The 21,687-nt window shown below is 68.8% G+C and carries 22 protein-coding genes and 1 tRNA gene; 4 read left to right on the top strand and 19 right to left on the bottom strand.

From position 1 onward, the window contains the following. Nucleotides 1-35: 35 nt before the first annotated feature. Nucleotides 36-1,703, top strand: coding sequence for a DoxX family protein (locus tag J8N05_RS04440; protein ID WP_247706143.1), 1,668 nt, complete (start codon nt 36-38; stop codon nt 1,701-1,703). A gap of 233 nt (nt 1,704-1,936) precedes the next feature. On the opposite strand, the gene J8N05_RS04435 is transcribed toward J8N05_RS04440, so the two are convergent. The 3 genes from J8N05_RS04435 to J8N05_RS04425 all read right to left on the bottom strand — a co-directional run bounded on the left by J8N05_RS04435 (nt 1,937) and on the right by J8N05_RS04425 (nt 4,640). Then, nucleotides 1,937-2,668, bottom strand: a complete 732-nt coding sequence (locus J8N05_RS04435; protein ID WP_210881167.1) for a nucleotidyltransferase family protein — start codon at nt 2,666-2,668, stop codon at nt 1,937-1,939. Nucleotides 2,669-2,797: 129 nt separating this feature from the next. Next, entirely contained in the window at nt 2,798-3,280 is a 483-nt protein-coding gene (locus J8N05_RS04430; protein WP_210881166.1) for a hypothetical protein, read from the bottom strand. Nucleotides 3,281-3,509: 229 nt separating this feature from the next. Then, on the bottom strand, nt 3,510-4,640 hold the full coding sequence (locus tag J8N05_RS04425; RefSeq protein WP_210881165.1) for an ABC transporter ATP-binding protein: 1,131 nt from the start codon (nt 4,638-4,640) through the stop codon (nt 3,510-3,512). A gap of 252 nt (nt 4,641-4,892) precedes the next feature. Here J8N05_RS04425 and J8N05_RS04420 point away from each other — a divergent pair. After that, nucleotides 4,893-4,967 (top strand) — tRNA-Thr (locus tag J8N05_RS04420). Between the two features lie 46 nt (nt 4,968-5,013). On the opposite strand, the gene J8N05_RS04415 is transcribed toward J8N05_RS04420, so the two are convergent. The 13 genes from J8N05_RS04415 to J8N05_RS04355 all read right to left on the bottom strand — a co-directional run bounded on the left by J8N05_RS04415 (nt 5,014) and on the right by J8N05_RS04355 (nt 15,950). Continuing rightward, nucleotides 5,014-6,411 carry a tyrosine-type recombinase/integrase gene (locus J8N05_RS04415; protein ID WP_247706142.1) on the bottom strand — a complete coding sequence of 466 codons (1,398 nt, stop codon included), beginning with the start codon at nt 6,409-6,411 and terminating at the stop codon, nt 5,014-5,016. Nucleotides 6,412-6,471: 60 nt separating this feature from the next. Beyond that, a complete protein-coding gene (locus tag J8N05_RS04410) occupies nt 6,472-6,672 on the bottom strand; it encodes a helix-turn-helix domain-containing protein (protein ID WP_210881163.1) in 201 nt (66 codons plus the stop codon). Between the two features lie 180 nt (nt 6,673-6,852). Continuing rightward, on the bottom strand, nt 6,853-8,004 hold the full coding sequence (locus tag J8N05_RS04405) for a DUF3631 domain-containing protein (protein WP_210881162.1): 1,152 nt from the start codon (nt 8,002-8,004) through the stop codon (nt 6,853-6,855). Continuing rightward, nucleotides 8,001-8,183 (bottom strand): hypothetical protein, encoded by a 183-nt coding sequence (locus tag J8N05_RS04400; RefSeq protein ID WP_210881161.1) that lies wholly within the window; start codon nt 8,181-8,183, stop codon nt 8,001-8,003. Before J8N05_RS04400 ends, J8N05_RS04405 begins: the two co-directional genes overlap by 4 nt. Before the next feature lie 167 nt (nt 8,184-8,350). Beyond that, nucleotides 8,351-9,265 (bottom strand): bifunctional DNA primase/polymerase, encoded by a 915-nt coding sequence (locus J8N05_RS04395; RefSeq protein ID WP_210881160.1) that lies wholly within the window; start codon nt 9,263-9,265, stop codon nt 8,351-8,353. Nucleotides 9,266-9,354: 89 nt separating this feature from the next. Further along, the gene (locus J8N05_RS04390) at nt 9,355-9,666 is read right to left on the bottom strand and encodes a hypothetical protein (RefSeq protein ID WP_210881159.1); all 312 of its coding nucleotides are present in this window, start codon (nt 9,664-9,666) and stop codon (nt 9,355-9,357) included. 160 nt (nt 9,667-9,826) lie between these two features. Next, on the bottom strand, nt 9,827-11,839 hold the full coding sequence (gene traB, locus J8N05_RS04385) for a plasmid transfer protein TraB (RefSeq protein ID WP_247706664.1): 2,013 nt from the start codon (nt 11,837-11,839) through the stop codon (nt 9,827-9,829). A gap of 69 nt (nt 11,840-11,908) precedes the next feature. Beyond that, nucleotides 11,909-12,460, bottom strand: a complete 552-nt coding sequence (gene traA / locus J8N05_RS04380; RefSeq protein ID WP_210881157.1) for a plasmid transfer protein TraA — start codon at nt 12,458-12,460, stop codon at nt 11,909-11,911. 17 nt (nt 12,461-12,477) lie between these two features. After that, nucleotides 12,478-12,981 carry a hypothetical protein gene (locus J8N05_RS04375; protein WP_210881156.1) on the bottom strand — a complete coding sequence of 168 codons (504 nt, stop codon included), beginning with the start codon at nt 12,979-12,981 and terminating at the stop codon, nt 12,478-12,480. Between the two features lie 29 nt (nt 12,982-13,010). Then, nucleotides 13,011-13,394 carry an RRQRL motif-containing zinc-binding protein gene (locus tag J8N05_RS04370; protein WP_210881155.1) on the bottom strand — a complete coding sequence of 128 codons (384 nt, stop codon included), beginning with the start codon at nt 13,392-13,394 and terminating at the stop codon, nt 13,011-13,013. Beyond that, a complete protein-coding gene (locus J8N05_RS04365) occupies nt 13,394-14,440 on the bottom strand; it encodes a DUF2637 domain-containing protein (protein WP_210890015.1) in 1,047 nt (348 codons plus the stop codon). The genes J8N05_RS04370 and J8N05_RS04365 overlap by 1 nt, the downstream gene beginning before the upstream one ends. 20 nt (nt 14,441-14,460) lie before the next feature. After that, complete coding sequence (locus J8N05_RS04360) at nt 14,461-14,766, bottom strand: hypothetical protein (protein WP_210881154.1); 306 nt, start codon at nt 14,764-14,766, stop codon at nt 14,461-14,463. A gap of 467 nt (nt 14,767-15,233) precedes the next feature. Then, nucleotides 15,234-15,950: a GntR family transcriptional regulator gene (locus J8N05_RS04355; protein ID WP_210881153.1), complete on the bottom strand. Its 717-nt coding sequence runs from the start codon at nt 15,948-15,950 to the stop codon at nt 15,234-15,236. 65 nt (nt 15,951-16,015) lie between these two features. Between J8N05_RS04355 and J8N05_RS04350 the strand changes: the two genes are divergently transcribed. Continuing rightward, nucleotides 16,016-16,834: a class I SAM-dependent methyltransferase gene (locus J8N05_RS04350; RefSeq protein WP_210881152.1), complete on the top strand. Its 819-nt coding sequence runs from the start codon at nt 16,016-16,018 to the stop codon at nt 16,832-16,834. 142 nt (nt 16,835-16,976) lie between these two features. Here the strand turns inward: J8N05_RS04350 and J8N05_RS04345 are convergent, their stop codons facing one another. Then, the gene (locus tag J8N05_RS04345) at nt 16,977-17,732 is read right to left on the bottom strand and encodes a DUF5677 domain-containing protein (RefSeq protein ID WP_210881151.1); all 756 of its coding nucleotides are present in this window, start codon (nt 17,730-17,732) and stop codon (nt 16,977-16,979) included. A 579-nt stretch (nt 17,733-18,311) separates the two neighbouring features. Between J8N05_RS04345 and J8N05_RS04340 the strand changes: the two genes are divergently transcribed. After that, on the top strand, nt 18,312-19,160 hold the full coding sequence (locus J8N05_RS04340; RefSeq protein ID WP_210881150.1) for a hypothetical protein: 849 nt from the start codon (nt 18,312-18,314) through the stop codon (nt 19,158-19,160). Nucleotides 19,161-19,556: 396 nt separating this feature from the next. Here J8N05_RS04340 and J8N05_RS04335 read toward each other — a convergent pair whose 3' ends face one another. Both J8N05_RS04335 and J8N05_RS04330 read right to left on the bottom strand, forming a co-directional pair. After that, the gene (locus J8N05_RS04335; RefSeq protein ID WP_210881149.1) at nt 19,557-20,285 is read right to left on the bottom strand and encodes an alpha/beta hydrolase; all 729 of its coding nucleotides are present in this window, start codon (nt 20,283-20,285) and stop codon (nt 19,557-19,559) included. 16 nt (nt 20,286-20,301) lie between these two features. Continuing rightward, nucleotides 20,302-21,681 carry an NAD(P)/FAD-dependent oxidoreductase gene (locus tag J8N05_RS04330; protein ID WP_247706663.1) on the bottom strand — a complete coding sequence of 460 codons (1,380 nt, stop codon included), beginning with the start codon at nt 21,679-21,681 and terminating at the stop codon, nt 20,302-20,304. Between the last annotated feature and the right edge of the window lie 6 nt (nt 21,682-21,687).

The raw sequence follows: 21,687 nt of genomic DNA, 5'->3' as shown, positions 1-21,687 counted from the left end.
CAAAGCAGTGTCCTAAACACATGTCACTCGGTTAGATGAGTGTGGACACCAGAACACCCCGCACACCCACGGGGGACCGCTCGTTGGGATTCGACGACGCTCCCGCGCTGAGCATGGTGAAGGTGCCGAGCGATCCGGCGCAGGTCATCGTCAATCATGCGAGCTTCCGCGTGCAGCTGAACACCGCGCCGCGGGCCCAGTCCCCGCGTGCCGCGCGGAACTTGAGCTCGGGCGGCGACACCGCGCGCACCCCCGTCGTCGGAACCGCCGCAGGCACCCGCCGCCGCGCGCCCGTCGTCTGGAGCGGGAAGTCCGCCCCCGACGACACGGGCGCCACCCGGTTGTTGCAGGCCGTGCGGAGCACGAGCCTCCGGCACGGCGCCGAGGAACAGGCCGGCGGCGAGGGCGGCGCGACCCAGGTCATCCCGCGCGTCGACGGCGCCGCACCCACCGGGTTCGACATCGACGCCACCGTCGAGACCCCGACCGTCCGCGGCCCCGAGACCCGTCTCCTGCCGCAGCAGCTGCGCAGCGCGGGCAGCGCCTACGAGGAGCTCGACGAACCCCCGTACGCGGAGGGCGACTTCGAGGACGACTCCTACGAGGACGACGACTACCGGGACGAGGACGACGGGGCGCTCAAGCGGCACGGAGCCGCCCCCGTCCGGCACGGCTACTACCCCGGCCGCCGGATGAACCTCGGCGTCGTCCTGCTCCCGATGCGCGTCTTCCTCGGCTTCATCTCCATCTACGCCGGCATGGGCAAGCTGTGCGACCCCGTCTACTTCGACGGCGGCAAGCGCGGCTCCATGGTCAAGTGGCTCAACTCGCTGCACCCCTGGGAACTCGCCGAGCCCCTGCGCGAGTTCGCGCTCCAGCACCCCGTCGGCGCCGGACTCCTCATCGCCTTCTTCCAGGTGATCGTCGGCGTCCTCACCGTCCTCGGACTGTGGCAGCGGGTCGCGGCGGTCGTCGGCGCGCTGCTGTCGGCGGCGCTGCTGCTCACCGTCAGCTGGAAGTCCGTTCCCGTCTACGACGCACCCGACATCATCTTCCTGGCCGCCTGGTCGCCGCTGATCATCGCGGGCGCCCCCGTCTACTCCATCGACGGCCGCCTCGCGGGCGAGGCCTGGCGCACTCTCGGGCCGCGTGCCGAGATCTGGGAGCTGCGCCGTCGCGTCCTGCGGCGCGGGGCGCTCGTCGCGGCCATCGTCGTCGGCCTCACGCTGCTCATCGGGTCGATGCTCGGCGGTGCCGTCCGCGACTCCGACCGCGTGGTCGTCCCCGGTCCGGGCGAGGCCCCGCGCAACGAACTGCCCGGCTCCGCCCTTCCGAAGGAGCCCGGCGCGCGCCGCGACCAGCAGAGTCCCTCGGCGTCGGCCGACTCGCCCACCCGGGGCGCGACCTCGGCGAGCCCGTCGGGCGCGGCCACCTCGCCCGGCGCGACGGCCCGTGAGACGGCCGGCGCCACCGCGGGCCAGCCCAGCCAGACGCAGGGCTCGAACCAGGCCCCGCCGCAGCAGTCGGCGCCCCCGCAGGCGCCCGCCACCACCGCCGGACCGTCCTCCTCGGGCGGCGGCGGCACGGGCGGCGCCACGGGCACGGGCGGCGGCACCGGCTCCGGAGGCGGCACGGGCGGCGGTACGGGTGGCTCCGGAGACTCCGGCGGCAAGTCCGGGCTCGTGGGCGGCCTGCTCGGCTGAGGCCCGTAGGACGCCGATGGGGCCCGCACCAGTCTGGTGCGGGCCCCATCGGCGTACCGGCCGGGTGTTTCGCTTGTGTCTGCGGGCCGGTGGGGGCTGGTCGCGCAGTTCCCCGCGCCCCTGAAGGGGCAAAAGCCGGGGCGCAGCCCCGCTTGTGAGGGGCGCGGGGAACTGCGCGGCCCACCCCCACCGGCCCGCAGACAGATCGCTGCCCCTGAGGTATCAGAACGCGCTCAACGGCCCAGCGCCGCCAGCTCCTTGGCCGCCTCCGTGAGGTCCTTCGCCGTGTCGATGGCGCGCCAGTACGCGCCCTGCGGGATCGGATAGCCCGCCAGGCGGCGCTCACGGGCCAGCCGCGGGAACGTGGAGCGCTCGTGGTCACCGAGGGAGGGCAGCAGATCGGCGAACTCGGGGGAGAACACGTACACACCCGCGTTGATGCCGTGCGCGGTCGGCGGGGCCTCGATGAAGTCCGTGATGTGGCCGAAGTCGTCGGTCTGGACGGCGCCCCACGGAAGGCGGGGACGGGCCAGCGCGAGGGTCGCCACCGCGTCGCGCTCGGTGTGGAAGTCCGCCATCTCCCGCAGCGAGAAACGGGTCCAGATGTCACCGTTCGTCGCGTACCAGGGGCGGTCGGGGTGGGGCAGGTGCTTCGCGGCGTACTTGAGGCCGCCGCCACGGCCCAGGGGCTCCGACTCGACCACGGTGGTCACGGAGACGGGCAGCTCCGTCGACTCCAGCCACTCCTGCAGGACCTCGGCGAGATGGCCGCAGGAGACGACGACGTCGGTGACGCCCTCCTCGGCGAGCCAGGTCAGCTGATGGCCGATGATCGGGGTCCCGGTGCCGGGGATCTCGACCATCGGCTTGGGGCGGTCGTCGGTGTAGGGACGCAGCCTTGAGCCCTGGCCGCCGGCCAGGACGACGGCTTGCACGGGGCGCGACGCTGCGTTCGGATCGGTCATGCCCGAACTTTACGTGGCGCACCGCGGGATCAGCCGGTGGGGTTTGTGAGGGGCGCGGGGGAAATGGGCATCTGCGGGTGGGTGGAGGGCTGGTCGCGCAGTTCCCCGCGCCCCTTGCGGGGCCCGGGCTCAGGCGTGCTGGGCTGCTACGCCCGTGGCGAAGGACGTGTCGCACACCGGGCGGGCGAACGACTGGGCGCGGACCGGGCCGTACGCGCGGACCGCCGCGCGGCCGAGGGACCGGGCGATGGAGGCGCAGTGCCTGCCGAGGGACGGACGGCCGTTCACGGCCTCCTGGAGATGGGTGAGGGCGACCCCCGGGTTCTTCTCCTGGAGCTCCAGCAGGAGCTTGTCGCGCAGCACGTCGTGTGGAGCTCGGGACGGGGCGCGCCGGGAGACGTTCTCGGCGGAGGCTGCGAGAGCCGACGTCGAGGATTCGTTTCCCGACCAGTTGACCCGGGTGACCGCGAGCGTGCCGGAGAGCACCAGGACGACGGGCAGAACGAGGGCGAGGGTACGGCCGATCCGGCGGGCCGGACCGCGGCCGTGTCGGGTCGGTCGGCCGGAGGGGCCGTGGCCGTGTCGCGTCGAGTGGTTAGTGGAGTGCTTCACGCGAGTGAGGGTAGCGCGGGGTGATGATTTGGCGACATTTAGTAATCAGTTCGGGGGACGGGGGAGCGACCGTTTTCGAGTTTGATGTTGACGAACAGATGTCGAAATGACCGGTCTGCCGGGGTATTTGTCGACAACGAAGAAGGCCCCGCAGCGGTCTGCGGGGCCTTCTTCGTCAACCTGGGTGAATTCTCCGGGAACCGCCCGGCCGGTGGGGGCGGTTGCGCGATCAGTCGGTGAGGCGCTCACCGGTGGAGGTGGAGAACACGTGGGTCTCGCCCGCGCGCGGCACGACGTGCAGCGTGGCGCCCTTCTCCGGGACCGCGCGGCCGCTGACGCGGACGACCAGGTCCTTGAGGTCGTCGCCGACCTTGGCGCTGCCGTAGACGTAGCCGTCGGCGCCGAGTTCCTCGACGACGTTCACCGTGACGGCGAGGCCGGCCGGAGCGTCCGAGGCCTCCTTCGACAGGGCCGGCGCGCCACCCTGCTCGACGATGTCGAAGTGCTCGGGGCGGACGCCGACGGTGACCGTGCGGTCACCCTTGTCGGAGGCGGTCTTGAGGGCCTCGCGGTTGACGGGCACCACGCTGTTGCCGAACTTCACGCCGCCGTCGGTGATCGGGACCTCGACGAGGTTCATCGCCGGGGAGCCGATGAAGCCGGCGACGAAGAGGTTCGCCGGGCGGTCGTACATGTTGCGCGGCGAGTCGACCTGCTGGAGCAGACCGTCCTTGAGGACCGCCACGCGGTCGCCCATCGTCATGGCCTCGACCTGGTCGTGGGTCACGTACACCGTGGTGATGCCGAGGCGGCGCTGCAGCGACGCGATCTGCGTACGGGTCGAGACACGGAGCTTGGCGTCGAGGTTCGACAGCGGCTCGTCCATGAGGAACACCTGGGGCTCACGCACGATGGCGCGGCCCATGGCGACACGCTGGCGCTGACCGCCGGAGAGGGCCTTCGGCTTGCGGCCGAGGTACTCGGTGAGGTCGAGGATCTTCGCAGCGTCCTCGACCTTCTGGCGGATCTCGGCCTTGTTGACGCCGGCGATCTTGAGCGCGAAGCCCATGTTGTCCGCGACCGTCATGTGCGGGTACAGCGCGTAGTTCTGGAACACCATGGCGATGTCCCGGTCCTTGGGCGGCAGGTGCGTGACGTCGCGGTCGCCGATGTGGATGGATCCGCCGTTGACGTCCTCAAGACCCGCGAGCATGCGCAGGGAGGTGGACTTTCCGCAGCCGGAGGGACCGACGAGGACGAGGAACTCGCCGTCCGCGACGTCGAGCTCAAGCTGGTCGACGGCGGGCTTCTCGCCACCCGGGTAGATGCGGGTCGCCTTGTTGAACGAGACAGTGGCCATGGTGAGGGGCCCCCTTCACCGGCAGGAACGTGCCGGACGATCCGTTGTAAAGGTGGTGTTCCACTACGGAACGATCCGTAGTGGTGTAGTCCACATGAGCGGACTGGTTCAGGACGCTACCCCGCGTTCACACGTTCTGTCAGTACTCGGTGGGTAATGAAGTTCGAGGAAATTTTCGACGGGCCCCCGCTGTGACGTGGGTACACTGCTTCGGGCGTGCCTGCGAGCACGCACAGGCACGTCCGCGTGCAGGCCTCCTTAGCTCAGTCCGGCCAGAGCAACGCACTTGTAATGCGTAGGTCGTCGGTTCGAATCCGACAGGGGGCTCATTTCAATGCCCAGCTCAGACATTGTCTGAGCTGGGCATTTTCGTTCAGCGGATGCGGCGGCGCCGGAGTGCGCGAGCCGCGCGGCTGTCTCCAGTCTCAGTTCTAGTCTCAGTCGGGGGCTCAGGCGCCGGTTCCGGGGCGGGCAGGAAGGTGTCGCCCATGCGGCGCATGGCGTCCTTCGAGAGGTGCGAGCGGCCCTTGACGTAGCGGCGGGTCTGGCTGATCTGCGTGTGCCGAAGGATCTCCATGATGGTGGGCATGTCCACCCCCAGCTCATTGAGGATCGTGCCCGCCGTGTGACGGCTCCCGTCGTAGAGGCGACGGTCACCGATGCCCGCCTCCGCCAACAGCTCCTTGAACTCTCCCCAGTCGTCCCGGGGGTCGATGGGGCGTCCATCGGGTCGGGTGAACACGGCATGGTGCTCCTGCCAGAGTTCGCCGGCCGCCTCCCGTAGTTCGTCCTGCTGCGCCTTGTGCGCGAGCAGGTAGGGGATGAATGCGGGCGGGATCGGTACGGGGTTCGTGCTCTTCTTGGTCTTGGGGCGGGTGAAGGCCAGACCTCCGCCCTTGCGGTCGGGGCAGATACTCGCGTGCTTGACGCACGTCTTGGTGCACGGCTTCGGACAACCGCGCTTGTAGCCGCTGTGGGCGGCGCAGTTCGGCGGGCAGGGCTCGAAGCGGTGCAGGCGTGCCCCGCAGGCGTGCGCGTCACCGCAGCCGTGCCTCCACGTGAGGCGCTGGAGCTGCCACCGAGGGTGGAACAGCTCGGCCTGTAGGTCGACGTAGGGCCACCGCAGTCCCAGGGTTTCGCCCTGCCGGAACCCCATGCCGACACCGACGATCCACCGCATGAACGTGGGCCGCTTGGCTGCCGCTTCCAGGAACGCTTTCGCCTCATCCTGGGTGAACGGGTTCGTCTCCGTCTCGTCGATGCTGGGCGGGTCGACCAGGGTGGCGACGTTCTCGCCAATCATCCGGCGGCGGTGGGCGATCTTCAGGGCGCGCGACAGGATGCGGTGCACCTTGACGACGTGGGAGGGGGCGCGCCCGGCATCGAGCATGGCCCGGTACATCTGCTCAAGGTGCTCCGGGGCGAGCTTGTCGATGCGGTGCTTCCCGACTCCGGGGACGATGTCGTTGCGGGTCTTGGACCAGTAGTCGTCCAGCGAGCGGGGCTTGAGCTTCAGGCTCGCGATGTCGGTCAGGTAGGTCTCCATCCATTGCCCGACCGTGGGCTTACGGCCTGCCTTGGTCGCGCGCCCCTCGTCGCGGAGCTTCTCCAGTTCGCGGACCTTGCGGCGCACTGCGGGTTCGGTGCGGGCCATGCGGTGGCGGCGGTCGGGGCTCCCGTCGGGCAGCACGCCCATGGTGACGCGGCCGTGCCACCAGCCGTCATCACCGAAGTAGATGCTGGATTCCAGGTTCGACTTACGAGGGCTCACGTATGCCTCCATGCAAGAGGCGGCCCCGGCACAAGCCGGGGCCGCCTCGGGTGGGTCAGGTCAGACGGGCTGCGGTTCGAGGCTGTCCACGAATGCTTCGAGGGCGCTTCGCTTGATCCGGCGGGAACGACCGCGCTTGACGAACCGCAGCTCGCCGGCGGCCATCAGTTCGTAGACGGTGGAACGGCCCAAGCGAAGGACCGTTGCGGCTTCCTCCGCGGTGTAGAGCAGTTGCTCGGTAGGCGCGAGGGCGGTGCTCATGCGGTGGCTCCTCTGCGGACGGTCCGGCGGGGGTCCCTCTGAGGTCCGCTACTTCCGCTACCGCCGCTACCTTGCAGGTCAGGGGCCTGTTTGAGGTAGCGGGAAGGGGTAGCGGTAGCGGATGGGTAGCGCGGGGGTAGCGGCAATCGATGCCGGTTGCCGCTACCACGTTTTTGCTGGTCAGACCGTGTTTTCGGTGCCGGGTAGCGGAGGTAGCGGATTCTGAGGGGGTGGGGGGCAGTAGCGCTGCCATGCGTCGTGCAGGTCGGTGGCGTAGTAGCCCTTGAGGACCCCGCCTCCGCCGGTTTTGATGTTGCGGGAGCCGACCGGGTCTCCGTCCGCGGTGACGTACTCGCTGAGCATCTTGGAAAGCTTGCGGGAGTCGAGCGGCTTGCCGTTGAAGTCGGCCCACGGGGCGTCATCAAGGGCGTTTAGCCGGTCGAGGATGGCGACGGTGGGCAGCCGGTCGATCCCGGTCAGGACCTGGTCCCGCAGATCGGTCAGGAGCCGGATGCCGATGCTGCCCTTGTCGTTGGCGCGGGAGGCTTTGACCATGGTCAGGCAGGCTTCCCGCGCCCGCTTCGGCCACGGTCCGCCGACCGCGTCGGCGATGGCGAGCAGGGGTTCCCATACGTCCGCGGGCCGGTCGGCCACCCCGTCGGGCATTTCGGGGAAGGCGTCGGTGACCTGGTCCTGGATGGTTTCGGCCCACTTGGCGAGCCGGTCCCGGAGTTGGTTGCCTTCCCGCACGTGGATGCGGGTGCGGAACTGTTCCACTCTCTCGTTGCGGGCCCGCCGTCGCATGCGGACGATGACGGACCGCGTCATGATCGTGTCCGGCAGCGAGCCGAGTCCGGCGACGGCGACGGCGCAGTACGAGGGGAAGCCCTGTACTTGCTGGTTGGAGCCGTCTCCGACGCACCGGTACATGACCCTGCCGCGGGTGTGGCCGGCGTTGATGAACCCGCGGAGCTGTTCGTTCTCGCCGGCTTTCGGCCCGAAGATCGTGTCGATCTCGTCGAACAGGATCGTGGGCCGGCCGCCGTCGATGCCGGAGACGGACCGGAACAGCGCGGACGCGGACGCGTCGACCGCGGCCATGGACCGCGGCACCAGGGTCTCCACCACCTCCAGCGCGCGGGACTTCCCCGATCCCGGTTCCGGGGAGAGGAAGGCGAGGCGGGGGGTGGAGTCGAACGCGTCGAGCAGGTGGGCGTGCGCGTCCCACAGGGTGACTGCGACGTATGCGGCTTCGGTGGGGAAGACGTTGAAGCGGCGGTGGAAGGCTTCTACCTCGTTGAGCAGTGCGGCGCCGTCGATAGGGTCGGTCATGCGGCGGCCCTCCCTTCCTGTGTGGTGCGGAGCGGGCAGGTGTCGCGGTGAGCGGTGTGGTCGGTGATCAGGGCGAGCACGCGGGCTTTGCCGACCGCGCTGCGATCACGTCCGCACAGGCATTTCGAGGTGGCGGTGGGCACCGCGCCGCGCGGGGCGACGATGTGCAGCCATGCCATGGGGTATCGGCCGTCCCCGGCCGGCGAGTCAGGACGAAGAGCAGTGCGGACGCCCTGACGGGCGGCGCCTTTCGGCTCGCCCACGACCGGCCCGAGCGCGGCCGGTTGGGCGGGGTGCGGGCCGCTCGGTTCTGGTTGGCCTTCCAAGCGGGGGCGGGGTGGGGTGCTCATGCCGTCTCCCGAGGCCGGACCTTGCGCAGGGAACTGTCCAGAGCACTGCGGATCGTGCTCCGGCACTCCGCAGCGGTGAGTCCCCGGGCCTCTCCCGCCGCTTGGAAGGCGTTCTCTGCCACGTGCCGGGGGAGGTCGCCCCACGCGACGAACCGCCCCACCTTGAACGTGCACCGGTTCAGCGTGATGTTGCCCTGCTTCTCCGGCGCCGCCGCGACGACCGCGCATTCGGCTTCCAGCGCTGCCAGCGCCGCGCGACTGCCGTTGACCGCGGGCAGCCGCAACGGCACCACCGGGCGAGCCGGGGCCGGTTGCAGCAACTCCAGCAGCCACCCGGGCAAGGGTGCCGGGGCGGTGTCGTGGACAGTCTCGTACGAGCCGCCCGGGGTGAGACTGCCGGCGGCGACGACGTAGCCGCCCCATGCCCTCGTGTCGACCAGGGGTGCGAGGGTGCCCGCGGTGTTGCCCAGCCGGATACCGGCCGGGGCGGTGAAGTACAGGTGGTGTCCGCCGCTTGCGGTCCGGACCCGGTGGGTGGTGGGGACGGGGTGGCCGGTGCGCTCGCAGAGCGCCTTAAAGGTCGTCGCGCCGTCAGGCGTGTCCGCACTGCTGTTGCTGTTGTCCTGGTTCTTGGGTACGTCCAGGTCGACGACGACCAGCCCGGAGGGGCCGGTGGCGAGCCCGATGTTGGCGGGGCTGGTCTGCCAGCACAGGGTGATGCGGTGCGGGTCGACGGTCGCCCGCTCCTGCCACTTCAGATGCCCACCGGCGCAGTCACCGGTGGTGCGGCACCGGTCGGCCCCGTGCAGGGCCGGCCGCTTCGTGCCGGGCCGGAGCGGGAAGACGTGCCAGCCGCGCGCGGCGGCATCCAGCGCTGCGGACAGCAGCGCGGTACGGGGGTCATGGGTCATGCTGGAGGTCTCCAGTTCCGTAAATGGATGCTGGCTGACAAGGGCGGCCCCGCGACTTTGGCGAGACGAGGGGGCCGCCCTTGGCGTAGCTAGAGGTGCTTGGTACGGGCGAGCCGGAGGGTGATTCCGCCGAATCCGATGGGTCCGGCGGCGCCGGCGATGACGGTCGCGGTGTGGGCGGCGGCATCGAGCAGCGCGCACAGCGCGACGACCAGCCCCCACCCACCCAGGGCCGCGGCCCCGGCCACAGCGAGCGCGGTCACGATCCGGGGCCACGGGAGGGCGTTCGTGTTGTTGGCCGGGACGACGATGACGACCGGCTGCCCGGTGGTCTGCGCGCGTCGGTAGGCGTCGGCGGGGATGTGCGGGGCGATGATCCCCGGCGGGTCGTGGTGGGTCATCGGAGCCTTCCTCGGGTGAGGCACGCGCGAGCGGGCGCAGGGGCGCCGTGGGCGTGCGTGGGTGAGGTGTCAGGCGGGTGTCAGGGCGGGGTGTCAGGAGTGCGTGACACCGCGTGTGCCTAGGGGTTTGGGTGTCAGGGTGCCGTGACGGTGTCAGGCGTCACGCGGCTGTCAGGGCGGGGACGATGCGCCACCGTCCGGTGGTGTTCGTCGCCTCCAGCCGACCGTCAATGGCGGCTTCCTTGAGTCGGGCGGACACCCACGGGCGGGAGAGCTGGTTGCGGTCGCACCACTCCAGGAAGTCGACCGGCCCCACGATCATCTGGCCGCTCTGCTCGAACTCCGTGAGCGCGCGGGCGAACAGCTCCCGCGCCTCCTGCGGAGTCGGCTTGCGCCCGGAGTCCTGCCCGAAGATCGGGGCGTCGTCGCCTTCTTCCGTCTCGGGGAGGTCGGCTTCCGGGTCGATGTGCGCGTCCTCGGGGTCCACCCGCGGCCCGTTCTGATCGTCCATGGCGTCCTCCTCCTGGACCACCCGCAGCCCCGCCGGCTCCGAAGGGTCGTTCTCGTCGGGGCGGCCGGTGTAGGCGGTTCCGGCGATGCTGACGGCGGCGCCGGCGGTGATGGGGTCGGCGAGGGCGCCGTTGCGCTGGGACCAGGTGGCGAGCATTTCCATGACCGGCACGGCCCGGTGGGTGAAGCGCCGGGTCCGGCCCGGGGAGGCGTAGCGGTCTTCGGGGATGCCGGGGGAGACGGCGTAGCAGTAGCCGGGCCGCCGGTTGCCCCACGCTCCCGGGTGCGCGCCCGCGGCCAGGACCTCGTCGGGGAGGGAGAATCCCTCGTCGCGCGGGTCGCAGCCGAGCGCGAGCACGGACGGCAGGGACGCGCGGGTGCTGGTGGACATCTGGTCGTAGGAGGGGCGCTGCAGCGACACGATCAGGGAGACGCCGGCGGAGCGGGCTTCCTGGGCGATGCCGGTGAACGCGTCGTCCCCGAGCGCGCGGAGGGTGTTGGCGGCTTCCTCGAACCAGGTGACCAGGAACGGCATCCCCTCGCACCCGCACACCGTGCCGTCCGTGCGGCAGGTGTGCTCAGCGCTGTTCTGCGTCTCGGCCGCTTCGGGGACCCACTGCCGATAGCCGTGCGCACCGAGCCAGCGGGTACGGGCCGGGATGACGGCTTCCACGGCGGCGACCATGATTTCGGTGGAGGCTCCGCCCTCGGCGGCCCAGTCGAGTGCGGGGCGCAGGGGGGCGAAGTCCTGGTACATCTTCGGGTCCGAGAACCACACGATGACGTCCCGGCGGGAGACCACCTCGGTGAGGAGGTTGAGGGCGGCATCGCCCTTGCCGGAGCCCGTTCCGCCGGCCACCAGGACGTGGGTGCCGTTGCGGCCCGCCTCCGGGTCGCCGGGCAGCCAGATGACCAGCGGGGCGCCGTCGTCGTAGCGGCCAATGACCAGCGGCTGAGCAATGGAGCCGCCCACGTTCGACGGACCCTCCCACTCCACCACTTCGCTGAGCATGTCCTCGGGGACGATGACCAGCTCCCCACGCCGCTCCGAGCCCGGGTCGGGGGTGTAGCGCACGGCGTTGCGCGGCAGGTCCAGCGCGGAGGCGAGGCGGGCGAGGCTCTTGGTGACGTCCTCGTTGGTCTGCTCACCCGGCTCCAACGCCACCGGCGCGGTGACCCGGTTCGGCTCCACCTTCGCCGCACCGATCTGCGCCCGCGCCAAACCGACCTTCTCCAGCAGTCCCTTATCGCCGCTCTCGCCCGACGGGTCGGAGGTGCGCAAGAGCATCCGCACGTTCCACGACAGCGCGAGGACGGGGCCGCCCATCAGGTACAGGTCATCCAGCGGACCCGCCATCGGCCCAGCCAGGCACGCGGCCGTCACCCACGCCGATCCGGACGCCACGGTGATCGCGGAGTGCAGGCGGCGCTGAGTGCTGGTGGAGCGGCCGATCCACCAGGTGGCGCCGGACAGCGCCACCGAGGCGAGGGTCAGACCGACCCCGGCGGCAGCGGATTCGTCCCAGCGCCAGTTGCCGAGCGCTCCGGCCAGACCCGCCGCACCGACCCCGAGCCACGGGGGCAGATGCGGCTTGGCCCGGTTGAGGAGGTAGGCGCCGATGCTGCCGCCGGAGCCCTGGTCGGCCAGCGTGTAGGGGGACATGACGGTTGCGTTGTCGGGGAAGTCGCTCCGGCTGCGCCGGTTGTTCCTGCTCATACGGTGTCGCCTCCCTTACTGCTGGGCCCAGTTCATGACCGGTGCTTGCGGCTTGCGGGCGCGGTGACGCACCCGGTTGATCTCTTCCTCGAACTCCTGCTGGAACGTGGCGTAGCAGGCCGCGGCGTTCTTCGCGGCGTGGCGCAGATCGTCGGCGGACTTCTGCATCTTCCGAGCGACCTTCGCCGCGCGGAGTCGGGAGCCGAACGGCCGTCCGTCCGGGTCGGGGACGGTGGCGAGCACGCCTTTGAGGATTTCGGCGCCCATGGCCACCTCGATGGACAGCGTCACGGCCGCGGCGCGCAGGGTGTTGCAGTAGTTGCGGACCATCGCCGGGGAGGTGAACTCCGGTGCCGGGAGCAGGGATTGAGAGTTGCTGCTGCCGGTGCGGGCCATGCCCTTGTTGTTGTTCACGGTGACGTTGATCGGCGGGACGAACGAGCTGCCCATCGCGCCGACGAACCCGCCCGCGGCGGCGCCGGCGTTGGCGAACTTGTTGCCCTTGCCGTTGTTCGCGCCGTTGGCCCCGGAGCCGGCGGCGCGCTGAGGACGTGCGTGTGCTGCCATCGAAGAATCTCCTGAGGTCAGTGGGTGCGGCGGACGATGAGCCACGCGGTCTGTGCGGTGAGCCAGGTGAGCAGCCACCACACCTCAAGCGCTCCGGCCAGCGGCCCGAACCCAGCGGCCAGCGCCAGCCAGGCCAGCGACGCCGCGGTCAGCGCGGCGAGGGCGATGCGGTAGGCGAGGGCGGAGCCGGCGGCGGGGCGGCGGCGCTGCATGACCAGCAGCCACACCAGCGGAGCCGCGGCGGCGGGGGCGAGGATCAGCCCCGACCACCACGCGATCACGTGCAGGAGCGCGGTCACCACGAGGGCAAGCAGGGCGAAACCAGTGGGGGCGAGCGCGCTGCGGAAGTGCCACAGCAGACCGCCCACGACCGACAGGGCCTCCCGGGTGAGGGAGGGCTGTTCGGGCATCACGACGACGAACGGCTGAGCGTTGCGGCGCCCGCGCTGGCGGGGGATACGGACGGTGGTGGCCCCGGCAGGCACCTTCACGGCGCGGCGGGGTCGGGTACGGCTGGTCACAGCGAAACTCCCAGGTGAAAGAGGGATGTTCAGGCGGTGCGCTGTTCCTCGGAGGCGATGCAGGACCCGCAGATGCCGTACGAGCGGGGAATGCAGTAACCGACGTCGAGCCGGCAGCCGGGGCAGGTACGGCGGGCGAGCATCGCCAAAGCGAGCGCGCCCCACTTGCGCGACGTCATCGGCCGCACCGGCAGCGCCAGTTCCTCGCGGTACAGGTAGGCCACCCGCGGGCCGCCGGTACGGCGGTTGAACCGCATGAGCTGCGCCGCTATCGGCTGCCCACCAGGCCGAAGCCCGCGGGCCCGTAACTGACGGCGGGTGGCGTAGCCGTCCGGAGCCATGCGCCACGGGTAGGTGGGCACCCCGTACCGGAGGCCGGACGGGTCGAAGCACTTCGCGTAGGCAGTCGGCATCAGAACATCGCCTCAACCTGCGGCGCCTTGCCGGCTTGCTGCTCGCGGGCTTCCTGCACCCGGGCGGACACCCAGCCGATCGACCAGCCGGTGTCCTCCGAGAGCTGCCGCACCGTCCGCTCACCCTCACGGAAGGACCGGAGGTAGGAACGAGCGTCGGACTCGGGCATCTTCGTGAACGTCTGCGATCCGCTGTTCACGGCCGTGTTCACGGCGGCATCCGCCGTGTTCACGGACTCCGCCGTGCCTGCCTCGCGGACAGGGTGGCCGGCCGTCTCGCGGACCGGGGGAACGAGGCGTGAACGCTCTGCTCGCTCCTGCTGTTCACGGCGCAGCGCGTCTTCACGTTGCTGCGTCTCGCGGCGGACCTGGTTGTCGTGTTCGCGCTGCTCACGGCGCATGTCCGCCTCACGATCCAGGCGTTCACGCTCCAACCGCTCAGCATGCTCACGCTCCGCGGACCGCTCACTTGCCTCGCGGTCGGCCCGCTCGCGCTCCAGGCGCTCGGCGTGTTCGCGGGCTGCGTGTTCACGCTGTTCACGGGTCTGCCGCTCGTGTTCACGATCCGCCCGCACCTGCTGTTCACGCTCCGCGGCTTCGGCGGCTCGTGAACGCTCGATGCGCTCCAACGCCGTATTGATCGCGCGCCGGTAGGCGAGTCCGGCTTCCGCGGTGACGATCAGGAGCAGGGGTGCGACCGCATGCACGGCCACCCCTACCTGGTCGCCTTTCAGCGCGCTGTTGCCGACGTTGAGGAGCAGGGTCATCAGACCGGTCATCCACCGCAGCACGGCCGGCCAGCGCCCGGAGTCGCCCCCGAGCCGTGCCACGACCGCGTCCAGGCGAACCACGATGACAACGGCTGCGTCGACCACCAGCGGCAGGATCGGCGCCGTCCAAGCCCACTCAGCCGGTGTGACTTCCTCCACCAGCGGCGTGACCGTGAGCACCGAGAACAGCACCGCACCCGCGGTGATCGTCCACGTGCCCGCAGCCAGCGTCCTCTCCGCGGACTGAATCTGCTGCGGACTTAGCGAATTCGCCATCCGACCGCGGGGCTCCCCGCTCACGCCGCGGCTGCCGTGCGGACGGTGTGGTGCAGGGCCGCACGGCTCGCGGTCCGGCGCGAGCGCCGGACGGTCGGACGGGGGTTGAGCGGGCTCGTACGGAGCAGGGACTGCGCGTAGGCGGCGGTCTGGGGGTCGCTTTCGCGCAGCTCCGCCAGGACTTCCCGCGCAACGTCCAGGCGGGCCGCGCGGTCGGTGTCCGACTCGGTAGCCAGGCCGGTGAACAGTTCGATGTCGATACCCAGCGCGAGCTCTGCGAACTCTGACGCGGTAACGGCTTCATGACCAGCAACGATGCACTTCATGGGTCGTGACTCCTTCAGTAGTGGAACGGCCCGTACAGCGGCCCCGGAGTTGCACCTCCGGGGCCGCGCGCCGTTGAAGACGGAAAGATCCGGCTCCCCTCAGCGCTGCTCGTACGAGACGAGCAGCGGAGGCAACCGGCCCGCAGCCGATGAGCTGCGGAAAGGTCGAGTTGCGCTGAACCGCACACGGGACAGAACCCGCGCACGCCGCCCTCTTGCTTGCAGAGGTGGAGCGGCTACCTCAGGCACGCTGTTGAGTTTTCAATCAATGCGTACTCACTTCGTACTCACCCTCTCGGGCTTTCCTCCGGGCACATCCATAGACTGGACCGGTGGACCGGTCCAGTCAAGCGTCAACTCCGCACGTCATACCGCCATTTGGGGATCTGTGCAGCTCAGAGGGTGGAAAAGAAAAGAAAAAAGCTGGACCGGCTGACCGGTCCAGCTTTCCCGTGGGTCACTCTGGCCTACATCGCATAGGTCTCCACCCGCTCATAGTGAGAGGAGGGTGTGACCCCTTCCTCGCACACAAGCGGGCGCCCATCCTGGTCGTAGGCCGTGTGCAGGACCACGGCAACCGCCATCGCTTCGGGTAGACCCAAGTGGCGGGCTTCCGTCTCCGTGGCCAAGCGAACCGTGGTCACGTCGACCCCCTCCGCAGGGAAGCGGCCGGTCTGTCGACGGACGTAGCGAGTGGTCCCTTCCGGGATGGGGGCGGTCTGTGCAAGCCGGGGGGAGGCTTCGGCAACCTCGGGCGGGAACCACGCTTCTGCGTAGCTGTGCGGACTTCCGTCCGGGAGCTGGTGAATCCTGATGCGTCGCAACGTAGCGACGCCTGAATCCAGGCCCAGCACGGCGGCTACGCGCGCCGGCGGCTCTGCCCAATCCGGTTCACCCACGCGCAGGAAGGGCATACCGCCGCTCACACGTGCGGACCCAGCCCGGCGTGCGCCCGCAGGCCGCGCGACGGGTGTCTCTGTCACCACAAAGCCGGTGCCCTGCTTGGCGACGACGACGCCGTCGTTCCGCAGTACGTCCATCGCCTTGATGGCAGTCGCGCGCGAGACCGACCACTGTTCTGCCAGGTCACGCCCTGATGGCACGATCTCACCCGCCGCGAACTCTCCGGCGGCAATGCGGGCTCGTAGCGATTCCGCGATCTCCTCGTACTTCAGTAGTGCCATGACTGCCTCTCTTGCTCGGTATCTCCTTGCTGGACTGGTCCACCGGTACACAGCATACTGCCGTTATGTCGAATCTCGGATTGGCACCCTCTGTCCTCCGCTTCTATGGCGAGACCGTGGACGAGAGCGAACGCCTGCATCGCTCAGCGGACGGACGGCTTGAGCTGGCCCGCACGCAAGAGCTCCTGCGTCGCTTCCTGCCGTCTGCGCCCGCTAGCGTGCTGGACGTCGGCGGCGGAGCTGGAGTGCACGCGGAATGGTTGACCAGAGACGGTTACAGGGTCTCCCTGGTGGACCCCATCCCCCGCCACGTTGAACAGGCATCGGCCATCTGCGAAGCGTCACTTGGGGACGCGCGAGCACTAGATGCAAGCGACAGCAGCTATGACGTGGTCCAGCTACTCGGGCCGCTCTACCATCTGCCCTCTGCGGCAGACCGCCGCCAGGCACTCGCCGAAGCAAGTCGCGTAGCCAAGCCCGGCGGTCTTGTGGCCGCAGCAGCTATCAACCGCTACGCCTCCCTGTTCGAGCACGTCACCTACGCGCATCTGCACACCGATCGCATGTATGAGCCGGTGTCCAAGATCCTCCGTACGGCGGTGCACGACGGTCCTCACTTCACCCTGGCGTACTTCCACCGGGCAGAAGAGCTTGCCGACGAACTACGCGAAGTGGGGCTGACTGATGTGGAGGTCTTCGGCATCGAGGGTCCCGCATGGTCACTCGTCAAGGCCGTTGAACAGCAGCCCGGCGAGGGGCCTACCGATGATCTGATTGCCTCTGCGATGGCAGCCGCACGGATGGCAGAGCCGTATCCGGAGTTGCTAGCTGCCAGCTCCCATCTGCTTGCCGTTGGGCGTGCCCCCGGAGATGTCGTTGCCTGAACTTGCAGTCCTGTCCCCCAGGTGTCCCCGACGGCAATGTTTGTCGGGGACACCCCAGGTCACAGGTAGCGAACGGAGCCCGCTGCAAATCTGGCGGTCAGATGGCGCTACTGGGGGCGACAGCAACCACTTGTGACCCGGATCAGGAATCAAGGGGGCTTTCGTCATCGACCAGGCCGGCCTCCCTGCCGATGCGGTCAAGGTCTGCGGTCCAAGGCTGACCCGCCATCAAGTCGTTGAACGCCTGCATGCCGAGGTGAAGCAGCAGGCAGGCCATGAGTGGCGAACGCTCGCTTGGGTCGGAAGCCTTCCCATACTCCGGCCGCGCGAGCAGTCGCACGACCTCGCTGGAGTCATCACGGAACGCCTGAGCGGTCGTCAGCCCTGAGTGTGACAGTTGCGTTTCACTGAGCCAGACTTCCAGTAGGCCCTTGGTTGCCAGGCTGTTCAGTAGCTTGCTGGTGTTCGCGTACTGGTTGGCCGTGTTAGGCGTGATGACTGCCGCCGCGACTGCGTCGGCCGACGCAGCTACCTCAGCGTCGTACGAAAAGGTGTTGCCCTGGTCTATTGCCTTGCGCAGCTTTTCCTGGGTGTGCTGGAACGCCTTATTCAGAGAATCGACGGCTTCCTCTCCGTCCCTCGCCAGCCATTGAAGCTGCGCCATGTACTCGATCATCAAGCGGCGATTCGGGGCTGCCTCGTGGCCGAACCCCTTCCGATGAAGTAGCACCACGGCGGACGCCTGACCGTGCAGAGCTGCCAGCAGGCCCCAACCGACTAGGAACGGCCGTTGGTCCTCCGAAGCAGGGGCGAACGTTGCCACACCCGATTCCAGCAGCTCTGTCAATGCTTCCAGGCCAGTGATGGCCCGAGCGTTGTCTTGCTCAACCTTCGTCATGGAGGCAAGGGTGCCCGAGCGCAGCGCCGTAGCACACGGCGCGTTCCATCCTGAGATGGCGCGTACCCGCTTACCGCGAAGGTGTGCCCACTGGCCTGAAGGGTGCCTGTACCCGTTGAACCGCCAGCCGTCCAGCTGAAACGATCGTCGAATAACCGACATCTGGCATGTGGTTGGAGTAGCTTCCTGTCTAGCCGTTGAGTGTTCTGATTGCATGATTTGTTGTCTGCAGGAGTCAGTTTCAAGGCAGGGGGGGGCATGAGTCAACAAAAATGGTCGATCATTCTAGAAGCAGTGATCGTTAGTGTTCTAGGCGTTGCTGCAGCCATGATTTACGTTGAATTCTATATCCGGAATATTTCTAGACGCACCCCTTGGCGTCGAGGGAGGTACGTCCCTCTCTTGCCATTTAAAGTTCGTCCTGAAGGTGAACATGATAGGAGAAGTGTCCGGCGAGCGATCGCCGTTGTTAGGGTCCTTGGAATTTCTTCTCGGGTGCGTTATGGGCGCTTGCTTCGTGAGTACGGTAGGGCGGATAGGAAGTCTAGGGCCTTGCTTCGATCTGTCAAGGTCCTAATTATGCTCACCGGATTCCCTCTTCTTGCTGCATTCTGTTGCGCGATAGTTTTGAGTGGTGATGGTGATGGTGTACTGAGCTCCAGGGATATGAAATTGCTTGTTGCTATTAATTTTATTGGCGTTTTCTGCGTTATTTCTGCTTGGCGATTCCTGCAGGTCGGGAAGAGGTGGCGCAAGCAGGAGGCGGATGCTCAGGCGCTGCTCACGTGCGTATCCGTGCTCTATCTCTGTGGTGAGATGCTTATGGGGCGCGCGAAAGCTTTGACTGTAGACCGTTTTAATTCCATCCTGTGTCAGAATCTTGGCGATTTCGCTTCGGACTCACCTGAATTTCCAGATACTGAGAGGCGTTTGGAGGTGTTGCGTCACGTAAGCGGAGTTCAACAGGTTCTTATGAAATCTTCCGGAAGGCTCCTTATTGATGGCAGCGAAGGGGTTCCGGGTCTTGTTCGGGAGCTTGAATCTCTACTGGATGGTCTTTTGGAGCAGCGATGGCTAAATCTTCTCGACGTCTCAAGCGTAACTTCTGCGGAGTCCGTTACTCAGTCTTCGCAGGGCGAGATTGATAGGAGAGATATTTGGATCGTTGTTGGAGGGTCCAGCGTTGCGGCAATCGGATTGGGTGTGGCTGCTGGAATTGGTGTCCCTCTGGCGGCGGCTGTACCTGCTGCCCTCGTTTTCCTGCTGGGTCCGGCAGCGCTTTGGGGAAGCAAGAGACTGGGCGTTTCCCCGCGGCACGTCCTAGATTCTGTAAGGACACCTGTTATGGAAGCCAATCAAGGGGGGACGCCGCAGCAACCATCGACCGGCACCCAGAGCCAAGGAGTGTCCCCAGGGGCGGGTGCGTGAGGGTCTGGCCGTAGGGCAGTGACATCACCCTCAGCGGAGTGGTTGCTGCGTGCGGGGGTGGTGATCGTTCTCTGGCGCATCCCTGGGGCAGGTTGTGTCAGGTGACGCAACGTTGCAGGTGAGGGAGGGGCATCATGCAGACTGTAAATTAGCCGTCCGCTCTTCTGGTCACAGAGGCGGGCTATGCGGCCAGTCTCAGTTTTAGTCTCGATTGCTGCCCGATCCGGCACGGTACGCACCCGTCCACGGACGTCCGGCACGTCGCCTGACCTGCAAGGCGAACTCATTGCCGGACGTCCCCGGACCGCTATGGAACAAGCTCGGACAGCTTGTAATGCGTAGGTCGTCGGTTCGAATCCGACAGGGGGCTCCTGATGGGGTGCGGAGAGGTCCGGGTCACTCGGTGGTCCGGGCCTTTTGCGTGGGCAGGCCCGCCGCCCGGGCGATGACCCGGGCCGTGCGCAGGCCCTCCCGGTGGGCGGGGCCCGAGTGGGCGGGGCGGCAGCGGCCCCATTCCGGGGAGTACTCGGCCATGACCGCGCCCGGGTGGTCCGTGGTGAGCTCCGTGAGCGGGGCCTTGCGGCCGGCGGCGGCCAGGACGCGCTGGAACTCGCCCGCGTTGGCGAAGTCGCACACCGTGTCCTCGGTGCCGTGCACCAGGTGGATGGGCAGGGGCGGGGCCGAGGCGCAGACGTCCATGGGGGACGGCAGGCCGAGCAGGGGCTCGGGCTGGTTGTAGCGGGCGGCGATGCCGACCACGGCGGCCGGGCGCCAGCCCTCCGGCGGGTCCGGGCGCAGGGCCGTGGCCATCGCGGCACGGCCCCCCAGGGACCAGCCGACGAGGACGACCTGTGCCGGGTCCCGTACGAAGTCCCAGGTGAAGCGGAGCGACGCGGCGAGCTGCGGACGGCCGCCGTCGGGGGCGTCGGGGTGCCAGTCGGGCACTATGACGGTGGCCCCGAGACGGGCGACCTCCGCGGCCAGGGCGCCGAGGACGTCCCGTTCGGCGGGGCCGCGGCCGTGCCAGAGCAGGACCGTCGGGGCGTCCGGGGCGGCTGCGCGATGGATGTCGAGGAGCTGACCGTCGGACGAGTAGCGGACGGTGTCCATGACTGCGGTGCTCATGGGGTTCCCCTGTCTTTCAGCGGCCCGCGACCCGGTCGGCGAAACGCGCGATCCGGGACGACTGTGCGGCACGGGTGGTGACTTCGCGGCGGTCGGCGGCTCGATACGTCGCGTACATGCCGTGTACCCCGAGCCAGCGGAAAGGTTCTGGTTCCCACTTGCGGACCTTGTGTTCGACCCAGGGCAGTGTGGTGAGGTCCGTCTCGCCCGACTGGCCCGAGTCCCGCTGGACCAGGTCCCTCAGGGTGCGGGCGGCGAGGTTCGCCGTGGCGACACCGGAGCCGACGTAACCGCCCGCCCAGCCGAGGCCGGTGGCGCGGTCGAGGGTGACCGACGCGCACCAGTCGCGCGGTACGCCGAGCACGCCCGACCAGGCGTGGTCCACGGCGATGCCCGAGAGCTGGGGGAAGAGGCGCAGGAGGAGTCCGTGCAGGGCCTCGACCGTCGAGGCCTGGGTGCGGCCGTCGTTGTCCGTACGGGAGCCGAAGCGGTACGGGACTCCGCGGCCGCCCAGTGCGATGCGGCCGTCGGCGGTGCGCTGGGCGTACATGTAGGCGTGGGCCATGTCGCCGAGGGTCTCGCGGCCCTCCCAGCCGACCGACTCCCACTGGGCGGCGGTCAGGGGCTCGGTGGCGATCATCGAGGAGTTCATCGGGAGCCAGGTGCGTCTGTGGCCCTTCAGGGAGGCCGTGAAGCCCTCCGTGCAGCGCAGGACGTAGGGCGCGCGGACTGTTCCGTACGGGGTGACGGCGTGCTTGGGCCTGATCTCCGTGACGGGCGTCGACTCGTGGATCGTGACGCCGAGCGCCTCGACGGCCGCCGCGAGGCCCTTGAGCAGTTTCACCGGGTGCAGCCGGGCGCCGTGCGGGGTCCAGGTGGAGCCCACCGCGTCCGCGACCCGGACCCGGTCGGCGGTCTCGCGGGCCCCGTACAGCTCGCGGTCCTTCTCGCCGTACGAGAGTTCCGTCTCGTGGAAGGCCTTCAGACGGGCCAGCTGGGCGGGGGTGTACGCGACTTCGAGGACGCCGCCCCGGTGGACGTCCGCCTCGATGCCCTCCTCGCCGGCGACCCTGACGACCTCGGCGACCGTGGCGTTCATGGCCTCCTGGAGGCGTACGGCGGCCTCGTGGCCGTGCAGGCGCGCGTACCGGTCGCGGCCCGCGATGCCGTTGTAGAGCCAGCCGCCGTTGCGGCCGGAGGCGCCGTAGCCGCAGAACTTCTGCTCCAGGACGGTGATCCGCAGGAAGGGCGCGGCCTTCTTCAGGTAGTACGCGGTCCACAGCCCGGTGTAGCCGCCGCCGACGATCACCACGTCGGCGTTCGCGTCACCCTGAAGGGGCTCGCGGGGGGCGGGCAGGCCCTCCTCGGCGTACCAGAACGATATGCCGCCGTTCACGGTGGT

This window comes from Streptomyces liliiviolaceus, from assembly GCF_018070025.1.
GTDB classification, from domain to species: Bacteria; Actinomycetota; Actinomycetes; order Streptomycetales; family Streptomycetaceae; genus Streptomyces; species Streptomyces liliiviolaceus.
The sequence above is the reverse complement of the archived record's forward strand: the minus strand, read 5'-3'. Positions and strand labels throughout refer to the sequence as shown.

What these genes read in the sequence shown, in the direction of transcription:
- J8N05_RS04340 (WP_210881150.1), top strand. Translation starts at nt 18,312, where the DNA reads ATGCTCACCGGATTCCCTCTTCTTGCTGCATTCTGTTGCGCGATAGTT.
- J8N05_RS04345 (WP_210881151.1), bottom strand. Translation starts at nt 17,732, where the DNA reads ATGACGAAGGTTGAGCAAGACAACGCTCGGGCCATCACTGGCCTGGAA.
- J8N05_RS04365 (WP_210890015.1), bottom strand. Translation starts at nt 14,440, where the DNA reads ATGGCGAATTCGCTAAGTCCGCAGCAGATTCAGTCCGCGGAGAGGACG.
- J8N05_RS04440 (WP_247706143.1), top strand. Translation starts at nt 36, where the DNA reads ATGAGTGTGGACACCAGAACACCCCGCACACCCACGGGGGACCGCTCG.
- J8N05_RS04390 (WP_210881159.1), bottom strand. Translation starts at nt 9,666, where the DNA reads ATGACCCACCACGACCCGCCGGGGATCATCGCCCCGCACATCCCCGCC.
- J8N05_RS04395 (WP_210881160.1), bottom strand. Translation starts at nt 9,265, where the DNA reads ATGACCCATGACCCCCGTACCGCGCTGCTGTCCGCAGCGCTGGATGCC.
- J8N05_RS04410 (WP_210881163.1), bottom strand. Translation starts at nt 6,672, where the DNA reads ATGAGCACCGCCCTCGCGCCTACCGAGCAACTGCTCTACACCGCGGAG.
- J8N05_RS04400 (WP_210881161.1), bottom strand. Translation starts at nt 8,183, where the DNA reads ATGGCATGGCTGCACATCGTCGCCCCGCGCGGCGCGGTGCCCACCGCC.
- J8N05_RS04350 (WP_210881152.1), top strand. Translation starts at nt 16,016, where the DNA reads ATGTCGAATCTCGGATTGGCACCCTCTGTCCTCCGCTTCTATGGCGAG.
- J8N05_RS04370 (WP_210881155.1), bottom strand. Translation starts at nt 13,394, where the DNA reads ATGCCGACTGCCTACGCGAAGTGCTTCGACCCGTCCGGCCTCCGGTAC.
- traB (WP_247706664.1), bottom strand. Translation starts at nt 11,839, where the DNA reads ATGTCCCCCTACACGCTGGCCGACCAGGGCTCCGGCGGCAGCATCGGC.
- J8N05_RS04435 (WP_210881167.1), bottom strand. Translation starts at nt 2,668, where the DNA reads ATGACCGATCCGAACGCAGCGTCGCGCCCCGTGCAAGCCGTCGTCCTG.
- J8N05_RS04425 (WP_210881165.1), bottom strand. Translation starts at nt 4,640, where the DNA reads ATGGCCACTGTCTCGTTCAACAAGGCGACCCGCATCTACCCGGGTGGC.
- traA (WP_210881157.1), bottom strand. Translation starts at nt 12,460, where the DNA reads ATGGCAGCACACGCACGTCCTCAGCGCGCCGCCGGCTCCGGGGCCAAC.
- J8N05_RS04355 (WP_210881153.1), bottom strand. Translation starts at nt 15,950, where the DNA reads ATGGCACTACTGAAGTACGAGGAGATCGCGGAATCGCTACGAGCCCGC.
- J8N05_RS04360 (WP_210881154.1), bottom strand. Translation starts at nt 14,766, where the DNA reads ATGAAGTGCATCGTTGCTGGTCATGAAGCCGTTACCGCGTCAGAGTTC.
- J8N05_RS04335 (WP_210881149.1), bottom strand. Translation starts at nt 20,285, where the DNA reads ATGAGCACCGCAGTCATGGACACCGTCCGCTACTCGTCCGACGGTCAG.
- J8N05_RS04405 (WP_210881162.1), bottom strand. Translation starts at nt 8,004, where the DNA reads ATGACCGACCCTATCGACGGCGCCGCACTGCTCAACGAGGTAGAAGCC.